Consider the following 14,209-nt stretch of genomic DNA (forward strand, 5'->3'; position numbering starts at 1 on the left):
CCGCTGGGCATCACCTGGTTAAAATTACAGAAACTTTATGGGATCCACTAGAAAACCATGAGCGTCTGCATAGAAAATAGCCGCTAAAGCTATGGAAATAACCATGACAAACAAGGCTATCCCGGCAACCACAGGTAGTATATCACTATCACTTGAAGATAATGTATTATTGCCTTCCCCAGTATTCAAGAGGTCAAAATAGTTATGATAATAATTGCTAGCCATCATAATCCTTCCTTTTCTAATAAACATTTAAGAAAAATATATTACCAATAGGAATTGTTGTCAATTTAAAAGATCATTCTAAAATATTAGACAACTGTTTACACAAAAAACCACTATCAGGCTGCCAGGACATCATTTATTTAAATAATGGCTATTGCCGTTTGTATGTTTAAATTCAGATAATTTTACAACGCTTTAATCGGCTCCCACATCCTGCCTGATATCCAGTACCCTGTCAATCTCAAAAAAGCCACTATCTATCCAGCGGATAGATAGTGGCTTTTTTGAACCATCGGGGGTCCTACAGAATTCTTGTCACAATTTCGTCACAAAAAAGCATTATACTAAATATAACTTTTGTAGTATGATTGCCAGATTGCAGTATAAACTGAATCACCTGGCATTTTTATTTCGAGACAGCCTCGACAACTATTTTAAGAAGGAGTTCATATGCCATACTTACATAGACTGCTAAAAGAGATTGAAGAACTACGCAAAAAAATAAACAACATAGATACCATCAATAAACTTACTGACCCCGAAATTCTAAAAGTCAGCCATGAACTTGATGCGCTGTTAACGAAGTATCAAAAGCTCATAAGTAAAAGGGTGTAATGCAAAATCCCGGCAGCCTCGGCTACCGGGATTTCACTATTCTTTATTATCGTCTTGATTCGGTTTCATAGCTGGTGCCATCTTCATCTTATAGAAAACAGATTCTTCACTTATTGACAATAGATTTAGAAAATATGTTAAAAATACACCAAAGACAGAAGCGGACACTGCATTTGATACTACTGTGTTTAATTCTAAGGACATAGTTCCCTCTACCTTAAATAAGGTTGTAACAGCATAAATAATAAACCACACAACAGTAGAAAAAAACCAGCCTTTTAAGTATAATTTTTCCTTTGTGATAACAGGAACTAGAAAAGCAAAAACTACCCCTAAAAGTCCTGTAAACATGAGATTTCCTAACATGGCAAATATAGTTTCGCTAAAACTAAATGGTGGAGTTCGTCCAAAGATAATGATTGCTGTCCATGTAGCCATCGGAAGTGTAGTTATACCTAGAGATTCGCTTATAAAACTGAATATGTTTAAAATGATTCCCGAAAGAACCCCCGATGTTAATCCTCGTGTAAATAAATCCATATCCGATACCCTCACATCTTCACTTTACTGCTATTATCTGCAAAAATTTCCAGGGATATTCTACACGTGTAATTAAAAAGCCGCTCCCTTATTGAGAGCGACCTTTGGCTTTATAGATTTTTATCTTACCGTCATAGCCTGAAGAACATATTCTTTTGCGGAAAGAATTCGGAATTATTCCTGCAATAGATAAAATTTAAGAACTAGGCATAAGAAAAGCACCCCGGAGAGTGCCGTTAAAGCTAATAACCTATTCTTAATTTTAAGTAGGGCTTTTCACCCAAATACGGTACTCCATTTTTCCATTTTATCTTCTCGTATTTTAAGTTTCTTATGCTACATACATTCTTAATTATTTCAGCGTCTTCATTGGAACAATCTGCTCCTACAACAATTCCCTTAAGTGCTCCATCAAGTGAAATATTAATAGGTTCTTCACCAAATGCTCTTATTGCTATTCTAAACTCATGTTCTTGTTCCCAATCCCAATTTTTTGTAAAGAAATAACTGTGATAATATTCATCAATCATTGAGTCAATGGTTTTATCTCTAGATTCAGGTGAATTTATTTTATTAAAATTAAACCGGAAACACTTTTCAAGTGGAGAAATTCTATCGTACAGTACGTTCTCAGAATAAACAAATTTTTTGTCAAAATCTTTATATATTGTAGCAAGAAGTGCTTTGCGATCAATAATTATGCATGCGCCCTTATGGCCGTCTGCATATTGTGCCCACATTCTAGGTTTAGAAAAACCTTTATTTGCACAGACAGATTCACCCATATATACTTCCCCATTATAATCTTGCGTAAAACAGGCAATTTTACATCTTTTCTTTATTTCATTAGTAAGCGTTTTTGTAACATGTTTAAATAGATCACCTGGAAAACCTTCTCCTAGATTTATATCTGAAATAAAATCCCACTCCATACTTTCTCTAGGGTCATTTGTTTTTTCGAGTAGTCCAAAGCGAATCTTGTATGTCTCGAGCATTATTTTAGCCTTGTCTGCGCTCGTATAATGATACAAGTACTTATCCGAATATTCTTCACTAAAAATATCATTACTCAATTCAATCACCTTTGCAAAATTATAATATGCATTTTATCAGATCTAAATTCAGTATTTAACTTAATTTCTGTTAGCTTTCTCTGCTCAAGCGATTCATTAACCAGAAAACAAACGGAGGAGATATTAAATATGATAAAAAAAGTAAGCTGATTTTTTGCCGGGAAGATGGAGTTCACAATCACCCGGACACAATCAGCACATAGTTCCTAATTTTGCAAACAGATAGGTATTACCAGGCTAGGGTTCCATTGTCTGCGCCACACTCACGCCAGCCATTTATTGGCCAGCGGTGAAGATATAAAATTATATTTTTCACCTTTAGATGGACACAACTTTGGACACATGTTGACATAATTAAAGGTGTATCAAAAGCCGTTAAGCCTTGATACACCTGAATTTTTTCCTGGTGACCCACCGGGGAATCGAACCCCGAACCTACTGATTAAGAGTCAGTTAAAAACAAGAATCGTCATTTCACCACAACAACTATAAAATACGGATTGAAGTGCAATAGTTGTCAAATTCAGTTGCTAAATCGACAACTTTTTGACAACTTTCTATTTATGTGTGAAAGCCTATTGCAAATCGTTTAATGCTGTGTCCATGTGTCCAACGTTCCACGGGTTTCCTATATATGTATATATGCGTGTATGACTTCACATATATTGTGATATATTCACATATAACGTTATATGTATATGTATTTTATAATCTTATATATAGAAAGTATGGACATATTGGACACATAATAGGTTAAGCCCTTGAATTATCTAACCTCGCGGTGTGTCCAAGGTCTGTGTCCGTCGCATTTTTGACGGACACAACGGACACAATCAAATAAAAAAAACCCGGACTATCCGGGTTTTTTCATTAATCAGGTTTCTTTTCAATATAGTCATAAAAAATATCATTCGTTTCGTCGAAAACAGGTATTCCAGTTTTTTCTGAGAACTCATAGGCGGCGATGCTAGCTTGATCATCTGCAGTATATTCGCCCAGAGTATCAGGAATAAACCCGTCAATAAAATCATCCAATAAAAACTGTGCGATTCCTAACCGGATTCCATTGTCGGTATCTACCTTTACAACATACCATTTTTCTGTTCTGGTCATATACATGCTCCTCTCATTGTCCGTAACTGTCAATAAAATCTATGGCTTCCTGTAGGCTGCACGCGTCCCATTCTGGCAACCTGATACCAGGAGGATATTTCCATTCTTCCGGGGCATAGCAGCGGTAATTGTCGTCGTAAACCTTCGAGTTTTCTTTGTTTAAGAATAACCTGCCGTTTCTCTCCAAGAAGTGATCTATAAATTCTGCTTCGTGTAAATCGTAAGGACGATAACCTAACCTGTGAATTAACTCCTGCTTTGAGTAGAATTTTTCCATTTTTATTGCTCCCTTCGTTATACTGGCTCTCGATGGTTGTGACCGTCTGCCTGCCAGCATTACCCCGGCTAGGCCGGGGATTCTGTTTCCTGTTTTACCATTTCTTTATTTGGTTCATAGGCACTAAAACCGTTAAAACACTCTTTTGGAATGTTGCATCCGTAAAGGTTGTTCACCTTGTGTTTGCAGGTATTACAGCAATGGTATAATTTTTCTTGTACCATTTTTCAATTATCCTCCCTCGAGCGGTGGGCTGTACTCCACCGCTTATTTATTTGGTGAACTTAAAATAATTCTTTGCGTTTATTCTTTACCCAGTATTCGCAATCAGTGTATTTATGTTCTGTCTTGTAATAATTTCCAATATTGTCTCTGTTACGGTATTGGATAACGGTTAATATTTCACCATCAAAATACCATGACGCTACTTTGACCAAATTCCCCGCTGAATCTTTATCGAAATAATGTTCTTCGGAAACGATGCCTTCACTATTAAAATGTCTAATGGTTGCCATCCTTACCGCCTCCGTTTATTATCTGTATTCGCAAAATTATTTTTATCTTTAAATATAATATACTGCGAACGTAAATAATTGTCAAGCGTATTCGCAAAAATATTTTTGTTTATATAAAATAATATTTACAAATACATAAATTAATGTTAGTCTGTAAATGGAGGTGTTTGACTTGGCAATCAAATATTTTAAATTATTGGATATGCTGCAGCGGCAAGGAATATCTAAAGGTCAGTTTGCTCAAATGACCGGGTTATCTTCAGCTACCGTAGCCAAATTATCCGGCCATAGACCAGTAAACATAGAGATTATTGACCGGGTATGTAGAACTTTTAATTGCCAGCCGTATGACATAATGGAATACATGCCTGATGAAACAGAAAAAAGCCCGGACAGCGAATAAACCGCTATCCGGGCTTAATATTTATTGTAAGGAATCCGTTATGCCTCTTGCTATAGCCCTGGCAAATTCGTCACGTTTACCGGCATCAGCAAGTAATTGTTCATCGTCCGGGTTACTAATGAACGCCGTTTCCACTAACACAGCCGGACAATCCGTGTATTTCAATACATAGAAACCGGCTGTTTTAATCCCCCGGTCCACAGTACCAAGGCTGTTAACGATTTGCTTCTGAATGCACTGCGCAAGTTTTGCTCCTTCGCCGCCTAATGAATAACAATAGGTTTCCGTCCCCTTGGCAGCGGTATTGGCCGCTGAATTACAATGAATACTTACGAACAGATCCGCATTAAAACCGTTTGATACATTCGTAATTTCATACAGTTCATTTTTCTGGACTTCCAGGACTTCATACCCTACCGTCCGGAGATAACCGGCCACGCGATGCATAATGTCCTGTACTACAACAGCCTCCTGCAAACCACTTGCGCCTACCGCTCCGGGCTCCATTCCCGGACAATGACCGCCATTAATAGTAATTTTCATGATACCTTCTCCTTTTCTAATCCGATATGATCTTCAATAACATCGACACGGACTCTCACATCCATAAGGTTTTGATTCATGCCCACCAGTGTAGTATTGATGTTATTTAACGCCTCGGTTTGTTTAGTCAGGGTATTGTTCACCAAATCGCCTAACCGTTCCTCACGATCTTTTGCATCATCCATGCTGCGATTGAAAAAATCTTGCTGCCTACCGGCTTGCTTGTCGGCATTACGGATGACATAAGCTAGCAAGGGTAAAAAAACAATGACAAATAAAATAAACCCGATTAAATTCGGGTTTTGAACTATATACGGTAATATTGATACTGCTTCCAATCGATCACCCCATTATTCTGCAATCAGTCGTTTTGCTACTTCTTCCCGGTATTCTTCCGGCACGTCTGCTTCAAGCACCTTGCGTCCGGCCTTGACCAAATACGCATAGGCCATGATTTTATAGTCAATCAGTGTAGCCATTTATGCTTTACCTCCTTCCAATGTTTCTATTTTTTCAGTTAGCGCCAGTATCGCTTCCCAAAGGTCAGCCTTTTCTTCATCGACCGGCGGCGTTATAATTTGCGTTTCAGGTTCAGGCGTATACTCAACAATTTTTAATGCCGCCAGGTCTACCCGGCGACGACCCGGATTGTCCGTACAATCTTGCCATGCTGCTTCATCAATTTCAATATGTGGCTCAGGGATAGATTCGTATTGTACAAAGTCAGGGTAAAATCCAAGTATCTCACCTGTTACAGCATCATAATTTACTTTTACCATAATATCCTCCTTTCTCTTATCTTAGCGACCAATAGCAAACCATCGTGCAAATAGAACACTTGTCGCAGATGCAAAAATTCTAAATTGGCTAGTACTGTCAATTAACGTCCCATAATATTTTGGGGATGAACCGCCGTGTACTGCAAACACTTGCTGAAAAGTGCTCGGGAAGGCTATACCAGTGGTTACGGTTGCAATCCCAGACGAAAACAGTTCTTCAGTGGCTTGTCCCCATTGGATGATCAATCCTCCAAGCCATGAGGGAAATTTTATATATCCATTGGTACTCCCAAACGAGTATGCAAATCCGGCGGCTGTAGCTACGGCAGCGATGCACCCAGCAACAAGAGATTGGATGTTGCTTCGTATCCATGCGGTAGTTGATAGTCTTGTGCTATTGTCCGATGAATCCGCTGCAACACGTTTGTCACGGATTGCCCATTGTACACTTCCATCCGTTATGTTTGCCATGTTATCACCTCTCTGTTTTTATAGAAGTTATCCCATCGTTCTTAGTATCCAATACACAATACACAGTATTGTGCATTGGATTGTCCTAAATTCCGTATTGTAATATTGGATAAACTGATATTACGTATTTGCCCTATATATGTACTGCCAACGCTAAGGTCTGCAGACATATTTGATATTGTTGTATATTGTCCTAAGTTGGCATTTGGAAATGCTATTGGCAAAGTAACTACCGTATTCGCTCCACTTGCAATAGCAGGCGATACCACCCATTGTAATATCAACCCACTCGGCAATTTTTGGTAGCCGAGGGGCCTAAAACAGCTGAACCGGCTCCAGAGATCAACACCCAATTCTCGCCATCGCTAACAAATTGGTACGTGTTAACTCGCTGCAGCTGTAAGCTTGATACAACAGCTTCATTAATCCAAATCTGACTCCCTGCAGCAGATTTCAATGTAACGGTATTACTCGCGCTTGCTTGATTTGCTATAAAAGTCAGAGTTGCGCCCTGTCGACCGACTGGTGAGGGTAACGTTACCTTGCACGAAGCCGATATATTAAACTCAAACACCAATCCTACTGCTGCAGTTGTGAGAACGGTGTCGCCTGTAATATATTGCAAACCCCGAAAATTTCCCAGTGCCTGCTGTACAAACTTTGTTGTAGCAAGTTTAGTGCTTGCGTCAAATTGTGTGTCGGCTTGCCTCATATCTCGGACAATCCAGAAAATGGAATTATCTTCAATTACCTCCCCCCGTTGGAAATATTTGTAAATATTGTATCGTCTTCGCCTGATGTCCCGGCTTGAGTGCATTCCAAATACGCCCATGATGGAAGTTTGGGCGAGAATGCAATGTCGCCCACCGCGTAGGCATGGGAAGGTTGCCAAAGATGCAACAAGTCGGCGTGAGCGTTCAAATCGGTGTTGTGTTGGCTGATCGCCACTTCATGAGCGTTTTCATCCTCATTATGTTCTTCCAAATCTAGCTTTGTCGCATACGTCGCGCTGCCGTCGATCACAACTGTTACGTTAGACGCATTACCGATCAATACAAAAACATCAAAAATCTGTGCATCCATTGGCGTATTTTTATCTGGTATCCAATCTACTCTATTCCCGCCGTTCACATAGGCATAAAGTTTCTCCGTCCCGGATTCATCCAGCTTCGCATATATGCCAACTTCACGGGCAAAAAATCCTTGGTCTGCCGGAACGCCGCTATTGTCTACCAAATAGCGCAATCTTATCTGACCATTCCCCTGATTTAAAAAACCTTGAATAGGTACATCAAGCTTAAAGCTTTTTAAGGCTGTTAACGTCGATATGCTTTCGCCTGTCCCCAATACTCCGTCTCCGATTTTTAACTTTGTAAAAATAAGGCTGCGACCTGTTTGCGATTCAGCAATCATATCTAGCCCTATATTGGTGAGTACAATTTTAGGATACTCTGCCATTTCATCAACTCCTTATTACGGTATGAGCGACCTTCCGTATAAAACCGATTGCCCCTAAATTGTTTTCCATTTCAGCCGATCCAAATGATAGGCTGGGATGTATTTCAACCCGTTTACTTACGCGGATATATCCACCGGCATATATGCTTTGATTTAGCGTTTGTGTATTGGATATCCCGATTGTCATATTGGCCGGGACAATAGCCCGGAGGAAAGTCCGCATTTCCGGTGTCCGTGTTAAAATACTCGCCAAGATATCTACCCATAAAGCATAGTCGTTATAGTTAATAGATACTTTTGTTTTCCCGGCTCCATATGTCGCGGCCAGCATGTTTTCCAGTTGCCGGTGAGTGTATGGAAGCTGTGCATTGATTTTGGTCAAAATACGCCGCCGCCGGGTTATTAAATCATCCGTTGCTTTGGGACGTAGCTTAAGCATAATCTCCCAACGTGTAGCCCCGGCCTCGTCAATGTCATAGACAAAAGTGTTACAAAATAGCTGCCAGAGTCGTTTCCAAATCAAAGTCAATTCAGGATTTACGACTTCAGCAATCGCCTTGAACTCCTTGGCCGGAGCTATGACTTGCGGATAATACCGCTCTACATGCACATCACGTACTAGTTCATCCATTTGTCACCACCCCGCGCACCGCCAATTCATCGACGCCCAGCGTCAAATTTTCCTCGACACCGTTTATTGTCGTATGCTGAATATCGACTATGCCGTCAATACCAAGTAACCGGCTCTCTATTTGGGAGATTCGTATCACTAAGCCGGTATTGCTATACTGATCAATTTCAGCTACTTGTGTTGATTGCCAGCTTTTATTTAACTCGGTAAAATAGGCGTCAATAGTGTCCTCAACATCTGATTTATAATCGTCATAAGTACCATTAGAAAAGGTTAAATGCAGTCCGATATTGATTTGTGAATCTGACACCCCCTGCACCGTGACAATATGGCCGATAGGAGCTATTCCCAAACCTTGCCCTTGGTTTGGTATTGGGTCAACAAGAGTTTGTACTTCGTCGATAAATTCAGCCGTTGGCACTTTGTATTCTGATGTCATGAATGCAAGGCGAACCGTACCGCCGCCCTGCCACACCGGATAAACCTTAACCCCGCCGATACCCTGAATTTTATTCATTTTTTCCCGATAGTCAGCAATATTGCCGCCATAGGCCTGGCTACTAAAACTCGCCAGATACCTGGCGCGAAATGTTTCCGTTGCTTCTTCCTCTTCGCCGGGAACAGTGACCTCCGATAACGTCGCCGTCTGAAGCCCAGCCACGTAATCAATCGCTACCATAGCCCCCGCCGGTTTATTTCCTGACGTGCCTGCTGTTTCACAAACCAAAAAATAAACGCCGTCACTGATTTTTTCAGTAACAGCGTAATTCACATCATCGTAGGAAAAGCGGGAGCCTATCGGTATATTCAAACTTGCCGGTGTAAAATTGCCTTTGACCTTGGCATAAGTGGCTTCATCCGGCGTTAAACCGCGCTCCTTTGCCCGTTCAATAAGGTATTCCCGCTCTGCCGTATCACCAAATGTGTTTTTCAAGAAAAAGTCAGCCATAGCATACAGCAGCATGACTTCTATTGCTGTTGGCATGCAGCTATCATATATGATGGCACCCTCCCGCTTATCCAAGCTCGGTGACACGCTTTGCATCATGCGTTCAAATACGACTTGCTCTGTCTGGTTCTCATACATTACAGTATCCTCACCCCTTTCTGCATTTCAATCACGCCGCTGGCTGTAACCACTTTAAACGTTGCCAGTACATCCCCTTTATTGTGACTGAGATCAAAGTCCGTGACATCATTAACTCTGTCATCCTGGGTAAGAGCCTCCCGGATACGCCGTGGCAACTCTGAAAAGACATAAGGGATAGGTTTGCCAAACAAGTCTTGAAGCTCTATGCCATAATTCCAGCTATAGATTACATATTGATATCGTTCGGTGTTTAGGATTTTATAACAGGCCTGTTCTACTGCTTCCAAAGCATCTACCGTGCCGAGTACCTTTTCATCATCAATACGCATTTTATAGGATTTATTAGGCTGTGTTGTTAAATTCAATTCTGTACTCGTTGTGGCCGCTTCAGGCAACAATGCCATACACTCACCCCCATTGCCCTGTCAAATTCGTGTGATTGAATACCCGGCTTAGTACAACAAACTCCTGCCCACCTGCCTGCCGAAGTAAAATAACGTTCTCACCGACATGCAAACCATTATATACCCGGATCTTCTTCCGTCCTGTGTAGTCATGGTTATGCGAAGCAAATGCCGGATCACCGCTGCCGCCTGCCCGGTTTTCCGTTACGTGGCTGACTTCAATATCTACGTCATAATCTCGAACGGCATCGGTTAAGATTAAAAATTCTTCCGTGATTGTTTCCTTCTGTTCAATTCGGATAGAGAGAGGGGACGAGGATTCAACAACGCCTAAAACGTAATCGGCTAATTGACCGGCTTGCATGGTTTGTCCAATCAGCGTCTGAAACACCTGTAAAAGTTCCGCGCTCATCCGATTATACCCCCTCGTAAAGTCAGATCCATAGTATGTTGGTTATTGGAGTATTTATGCTTGACCGTTTCTACCAACATCCATTTCCCCTGGACTTCCATGTCCCCCAAATTCAAATTAACCATGACGCCGGAACCGGCCCGTACTCGGTTATCACCGGCGGCATTGGTTATGGACAATGACCGGCGAACCCGATTATATAAATCTAATAGTGCATCAGATTTAGCTGCCGGATTTATAGCCTTTTTAGGATTAATCGATTCGCAAAGCTGCAATATTCCCCACTTTGCTTGGTTCCCGCTATCTTGGGAGATATAAATATTGCGTTTTCCTTCATCTTTATCATCATAATAAAGCTTGATTTTATTATAGGTTTCTTTATCAATGCTGGACTCATAATCAAAGTCCTCGGCTGTCTCCGCATCTAGCAGGATGGGCACATGCAGGTTATCCACGTTTTTGAGCATTAGTTTGCCTACGTCATCATACAGGACGTACATTGTTTTATTATTTTGCAAGGTGTAATCTAAGGCAGTTTGGATAATATCAAAAAGAGTCTCATTACTGCCCCTGTACTTAGGGATCACATACTCAGTATCGTCGATTTCACCCATATTTAACTGAAAATCAGCGGCTATCCGTTTAACAACTTCACCGGCTTTCAGGTTCGTATAATAATAAATATCCTTGTTTTTCAAATATCGTAGTTGATCATATGCCGTCACCGCAATCACGCCGTCTTTATTGCGTTTTTTGGAAAACACAAACCCTTTAAATACGGCTTTATCACCATGCCACATGCGGACAGGGTTTCCTTCCTGAAAGTCCAGCAGTTCATCTTTCACCACTTGGAAAGCTAACTTTCCCGGCGCTCCTTTCCTGGTTGTCTCCCATGTAACACCATCCAGGGCGGCAGGCTGCAACATTTTTTTATTACTGTTTTCAATAATAATCGTCACATCAGCCAAGGTGCAGCACCGTCCCCTTCGTAATACTGCCAATCGGATTAGACAACCCGTTCATTCCGGCTACTGCTCGCCAATCCAAGCTACCACCCGATATTCTTTTGCAGGCTTCCCATATGGATTGCTCATTTCTGATTTGGTATACCGAAGGTACTTCTTGGGTGGTTATCCTGGTTTCCCTGACCGTGTACACTTCCTCGCCCTTTGCGTTCGTCGTTTTGACCAGTTCCTTTGTCCCAAATGGCCGGTACTGTTTCAGTCGAAGAGGCACAACTACATCAAAACCGTTTCTTGCATCCTCGTTATTGCTATATTCTTCTAACGTAACCAGTATGTTTGTATCACTTAACATCTGAAACTGCGGCGTCATACGCGCAATAATGAGCCGGAAAGGCGTTTGTGTAGCCTTGGCCTGCTTGAAATACGACATAAAATAATCAGCCTTTTTAAAGCTGAAGCTGTTGCCCAAAAGGTTAGTCTTTAACGAATCTGAAAAAGAGGTGTCATAACTGGCAAACGGATAGCTTCTATTCGGCAACCGTGCATCAAACGATATTTCAGTCAAACCCGGCGTTTTGATGATATTGACTTCACCCTCATTGATAAGGTTGATAGTTTTATTTTTGTTTTTTATTTTTAAATCCATCTTTTCCGGTGGAACGGGTAACATCGTATTTCCTAAGAAAAAATAATACGCCATTATAGATGCACCTTCTCTGCCCCGGATACCATAGCTTCAAATAAGCTTTCCTCCATGTGTCGAACCATGCCGTCAAAGTCATCCGGGTTATTTATCGTATTCGTTTGAGCCAGTTCAATTTTGACTTCAGCCGTAGTATAACGGTTAATGACTTCCTGCTCGGCAATATCACGCATGTATTGAAGACTCTCTTCAGTGATCTCCATAGCGTCTTTAATACCTTTTGTATTATCTGCCGTATCTTTACCGGCAGAGGCAATATCACCGGCCACATCAGGGATTGTATTTGCATTAGGCATTTCAGGCAGGCCTAGCATACCGCCCAGATTATGAATATCAAAATTCTTTACAAAATCACCAGCTGATTTTCCCCAGCCTTTGGAGTCCACTTCCGCAATCATTCCAACAGTGCCAATGTTGGTGCCGAACACCCCATTTATCAGGCTTGCGGCTTTATTTAATATTCCTATCAAATCGTTTACGCGCCTTATCATAAAGTTGATGGCTTCCCCGGCAGTTTCCGCTATGGATGAAAAAGCAGAGGCGATAGCGTTCCGTAATCCCATTGTCTGAATTTGCCACCCCATAAAAGCCGCAATAGCCGCACCAACAAGGAATATCAAAATGGGGATAGGATTCATTGTCAACACAGCATTTAATAACGCCTGAGCACCGGCCAAGGCTACTGTAACCGCCGTCCACGCTTTTTTAGCATTAGTGATAGCAATATCCCACAAAAGAACAACCTTCTGTATCGTATTATGTACCACCATCTGCGCATTTACTGTAGCCCATCCAATCGCATAGGCAAATAGAGCGCCGATTATATAAGGGAGAACAGCATTCGCAATGTCACCCAGAATCACAAAACCAGCTACTAACCAACTATTTACATATGATCCGACATCACTGATCACGCCCCCAAGCCAAACTAAATTATTAATCAGACCGGCAAGGATAACGCCTGCATAAGCGGTTCCAGTGGCAATGCCGTTAACAAAGGTTTGTATTCCAGGGCTATTCGCCAAGGAGCTAATTTGACCAAACAACGGTTGCAACCCCATAAGAGCCGTATTTTTAAAACTAGTCCAAATGTCGCTCCAGGTCTTAGGAATAGTTTCAAAGGTTTGATTTACCCCATCTGCAGCCGCGATCATAGCATTTTTTACAATAGCCGCTGATAACTGACCTTCCGCTGCCATTGCCCTAATTTGTCCAATGTCCACTTTGAGATAGTCGGCAATCTTTTGGATCATCATTGGCGCGGCTTCAAATACAGCATTTAATTCTTCACCACGTAGCACACCAGAGGCTAAGGCCTGGCTTAATTGGAGAGTTGCAGAAGCTTGCTCTTGTGCGCCTGTCCCGGATATTTTGAATATCTTATTGATAGTTTCCGCTACACCGATCAATTCTGCATTACTTGAAAATATTTTTCCGGCCATCATACCTATTTTTGCAACAAAAGCGGCTGTTCCTTGGTATTCACTTCGCGCTCGTTGTGCCGACGCAAATATCATAGCCTGTAACTGCGCCGTGGTTTGCAAGCCATCGTTCATTAGATTTAGTCGCGCTGTCGTTTGTGAGAATTCATCAGAAAGATGGATTGAACCAAAAACGGATTGTAATGCCGTTATGATCAACCCAATAACGGCCATAATGCTGCCAAACACGGTTGCTATGGTCATCCCCAGACCTATAATTCCCGCTCGGGCTGTCGCTGAAGCCGCGCCGATCAATCCTACGCTATTGGCCGTGCCTGTTGCCGCCACCGAAGCCGCTTCAAATGCAGGGACTGTAGAATAAGCAGCGGATGCAATTCCCGATACCTTTCGCTCGGCCGTGCCTGATACCGATTCGCCAATCCTGTTAGCAGCAGCGGATGCAGCTTCAAATCGTCCAGTAGTCACTTCTGCTGCTTTCGCCATACGCTGAAGTGGAGCCGTGGCCCCGTCGCTGATAGCGATTGAATTTTGTATAGTCGCCATTCTACCC

22 protein-coding genes are annotated in these 14,209 nt (G+C 41.7%); 2 read left to right on the forward strand and 20 right to left on the reverse strand.

All coding sequences use genetic code 11. The features are described 5' to 3' along the window. Positions 1–24 precede the first annotated feature (24 nt). On the reverse strand, positions 25–228 hold the full coding sequence (locus tag P22_RS09640; RefSeq protein ID WP_172675828.1) for a hypothetical protein: 204 nt from the start codon (positions 226–228) through the stop codon (positions 25–27). A 447-nt stretch (positions 229–675) separates the two neighbouring features. Here P22_RS09640 and P22_RS20055 point away from each other — a divergent pair, with 447 nt between their 5' ends. Next, entirely contained in the window at positions 676–840 is a 165-nt protein-coding gene (locus P22_RS20055) for an aspartyl-phosphate phosphatase Spo0E family protein (protein ID WP_072169791.1), read from the forward strand. A 36-nt stretch (positions 841–876) separates the two neighbouring features. On the opposite strand, the gene P22_RS09645 is transcribed toward P22_RS20055, so the two are convergent. From P22_RS09645 to P22_RS09665, 5 genes are all read right to left on the reverse strand, one after another. After that, on the reverse strand, positions 877–1,380 hold the full coding sequence (locus P22_RS09645; RefSeq protein ID WP_054260031.1) for a hypothetical protein: 504 nt from the start codon (positions 1,378–1,380) through the stop codon (positions 877–879). 242 nt (positions 1,381–1,622) lie between these two features. Then, complete coding sequence (locus tag P22_RS09650) at positions 1,623–2,453, reverse strand: DUF2971 domain-containing protein (RefSeq protein ID WP_054260032.1); 831 nt, start codon at positions 2,451–2,453, stop codon at positions 1,623–1,625. Positions 2,454–3,323: 870 nt separating this feature from the next. Further along, entirely contained in the window at positions 3,324–3,566 is a 243-nt protein-coding gene (locus tag P22_RS09655) for a hypothetical protein (RefSeq protein ID WP_054260033.1), read from the reverse strand. Positions 3,567–3,579: 13 nt separating this feature from the next. Continuing rightward, positions 3,580–3,843, reverse strand: a complete 264-nt coding sequence (locus P22_RS09660; protein WP_054260034.1) for a hypothetical protein — start codon at positions 3,841–3,843, stop codon at positions 3,580–3,582. A gap of 284 nt (positions 3,844–4,127) precedes the next feature. Beyond that, positions 4,128–4,358: a hypothetical protein gene (locus tag P22_RS09665; protein ID WP_054260035.1), complete on the reverse strand. Its 231-nt coding sequence runs from the start codon at positions 4,356–4,358 to the stop codon at positions 4,128–4,130. Between the two features lie 172 nt (positions 4,359–4,530). Here P22_RS09665 and P22_RS09670 point away from each other — a divergent pair, with 172 nt between their 5' ends. Beyond that, entirely contained in the window at positions 4,531–4,761 is a 231-nt protein-coding gene (locus P22_RS09670; RefSeq protein WP_054260036.1) for a helix-turn-helix domain-containing protein, read from the forward strand. 21 nt (positions 4,762–4,782) lie between these two features. On the opposite strand, the gene P22_RS09675 is transcribed toward P22_RS09670, so the two are convergent. The 14 genes from P22_RS09675 to P22_RS09735 form a co-directional block, all read right to left on the reverse strand. Beyond that, complete coding sequence (locus P22_RS09675) at positions 4,783–5,304, reverse strand: N-acetylmuramoyl-L-alanine amidase family protein (protein WP_054260037.1); 522 nt, start codon at positions 5,302–5,304, stop codon at positions 4,783–4,785. After that, positions 5,301–5,642 (reverse strand): hypothetical protein, encoded by a 342-nt coding sequence (locus P22_RS09680; RefSeq protein WP_054260038.1) that lies wholly within the window; start codon positions 5,640–5,642, stop codon positions 5,301–5,303. The genes P22_RS09675 and P22_RS09680 overlap by 4 nt, the downstream gene beginning before the upstream one ends. A gap of 12 nt (positions 5,643–5,654) precedes the next feature. Then, positions 5,655–5,783: a CD1375 family protein gene (locus tag P22_RS21375; protein ID WP_255351796.1), complete on the reverse strand. Its 129-nt coding sequence runs from the start codon at positions 5,781–5,783 to the stop codon at positions 5,655–5,657. Beyond that, entirely contained in the window at positions 5,784–6,083 is a 300-nt protein-coding gene (locus tag P22_RS09685; RefSeq protein WP_054260039.1) for a Rossmann-fold NAD(P)-binding domain-containing protein, read from the reverse strand. A gap of 21 nt (positions 6,084–6,104) precedes the next feature. Next, positions 6,105–6,554 carry a gp53-like domain-containing protein gene (locus P22_RS09690; protein ID WP_054260040.1) on the reverse strand — a complete coding sequence of 150 codons (450 nt, stop codon included), beginning with the start codon at positions 6,552–6,554 and terminating at the stop codon, positions 6,105–6,107. Positions 6,555–6,595: 41 nt separating this feature from the next. Then, on the reverse strand, positions 6,596–6,907 hold the full coding sequence (locus P22_RS21550; RefSeq protein ID WP_373432670.1) for a gp53-like domain-containing protein: 312 nt from the start codon (positions 6,905–6,907) through the stop codon (positions 6,596–6,598). Between the two features lie 394 nt (positions 6,908–7,301). Continuing rightward, entirely contained in the window at positions 7,302–8,012 is a 711-nt protein-coding gene (locus P22_RS09700) for a phage tail-collar fiber domain-containing protein (protein ID WP_054260042.1), read from the reverse strand. A gap of 4 nt (positions 8,013–8,016) precedes the next feature. Next, on the reverse strand, positions 8,017–8,643 hold the full coding sequence (locus tag P22_RS09705) for a putative phage tail protein (RefSeq protein WP_054260043.1): 627 nt from the start codon (positions 8,641–8,643) through the stop codon (positions 8,017–8,019). After that, complete coding sequence (locus P22_RS09710; RefSeq protein ID WP_054260044.1) at positions 8,636–9,730, reverse strand: baseplate J/gp47 family protein; 1,095 nt, start codon at positions 9,728–9,730, stop codon at positions 8,636–8,638. Before P22_RS09710 ends, P22_RS09705 begins: the two co-directional genes overlap by 8 nt. Beyond that, positions 9,730–10,137, reverse strand: coding sequence for a DUF2634 domain-containing protein (locus P22_RS09715; RefSeq protein WP_054260045.1), 408 nt, complete (start codon positions 10,135–10,137; stop codon positions 9,730–9,732). Before P22_RS09715 ends, P22_RS09710 begins: the two co-directional genes overlap by 1 nt. A gap of 4 nt (positions 10,138–10,141) precedes the next feature. After that, positions 10,142–10,549 (reverse strand): DUF2577 domain-containing protein, encoded by a 408-nt coding sequence (locus P22_RS09720; protein ID WP_054260046.1) that lies wholly within the window; start codon positions 10,547–10,549, stop codon positions 10,142–10,144. Then, positions 10,546–11,550 carry an XkdQ/YqbQ family protein gene (locus tag P22_RS09725; protein ID WP_235814607.1) on the reverse strand — a complete coding sequence of 335 codons (1,005 nt, stop codon included), beginning with the start codon at positions 11,548–11,550 and terminating at the stop codon, positions 10,546–10,548. Before P22_RS09725 ends, P22_RS09720 begins: the two co-directional genes overlap by 4 nt. Beyond that, a complete protein-coding gene (locus P22_RS09730; RefSeq protein WP_054260047.1) occupies positions 11,510–12,214 on the reverse strand; it encodes a hypothetical protein in 705 nt (234 codons plus the stop codon). The genes P22_RS09725 and P22_RS09730 overlap by 41 nt, the downstream gene beginning before the upstream one ends. Beyond that, positions 12,214–14,202, reverse strand: a complete 1,989-nt coding sequence (locus P22_RS09735) for a tape measure protein (RefSeq protein WP_054260048.1) — start codon at positions 14,200–14,202, stop codon at positions 12,214–12,216. The genes P22_RS09730 and P22_RS09735 overlap by 1 nt, the downstream gene beginning before the upstream one ends. Positions 14,203–14,209: the final 7 nt, after the last annotated feature.

Origin of the sequence: Propionispora sp. 2/2-37, from assembly GCF_001298735.1 — a bacterium.
GTDB lineage: Bacteria > Bacillota > Negativicutes > Propionisporales > Propionisporaceae > Propionispora.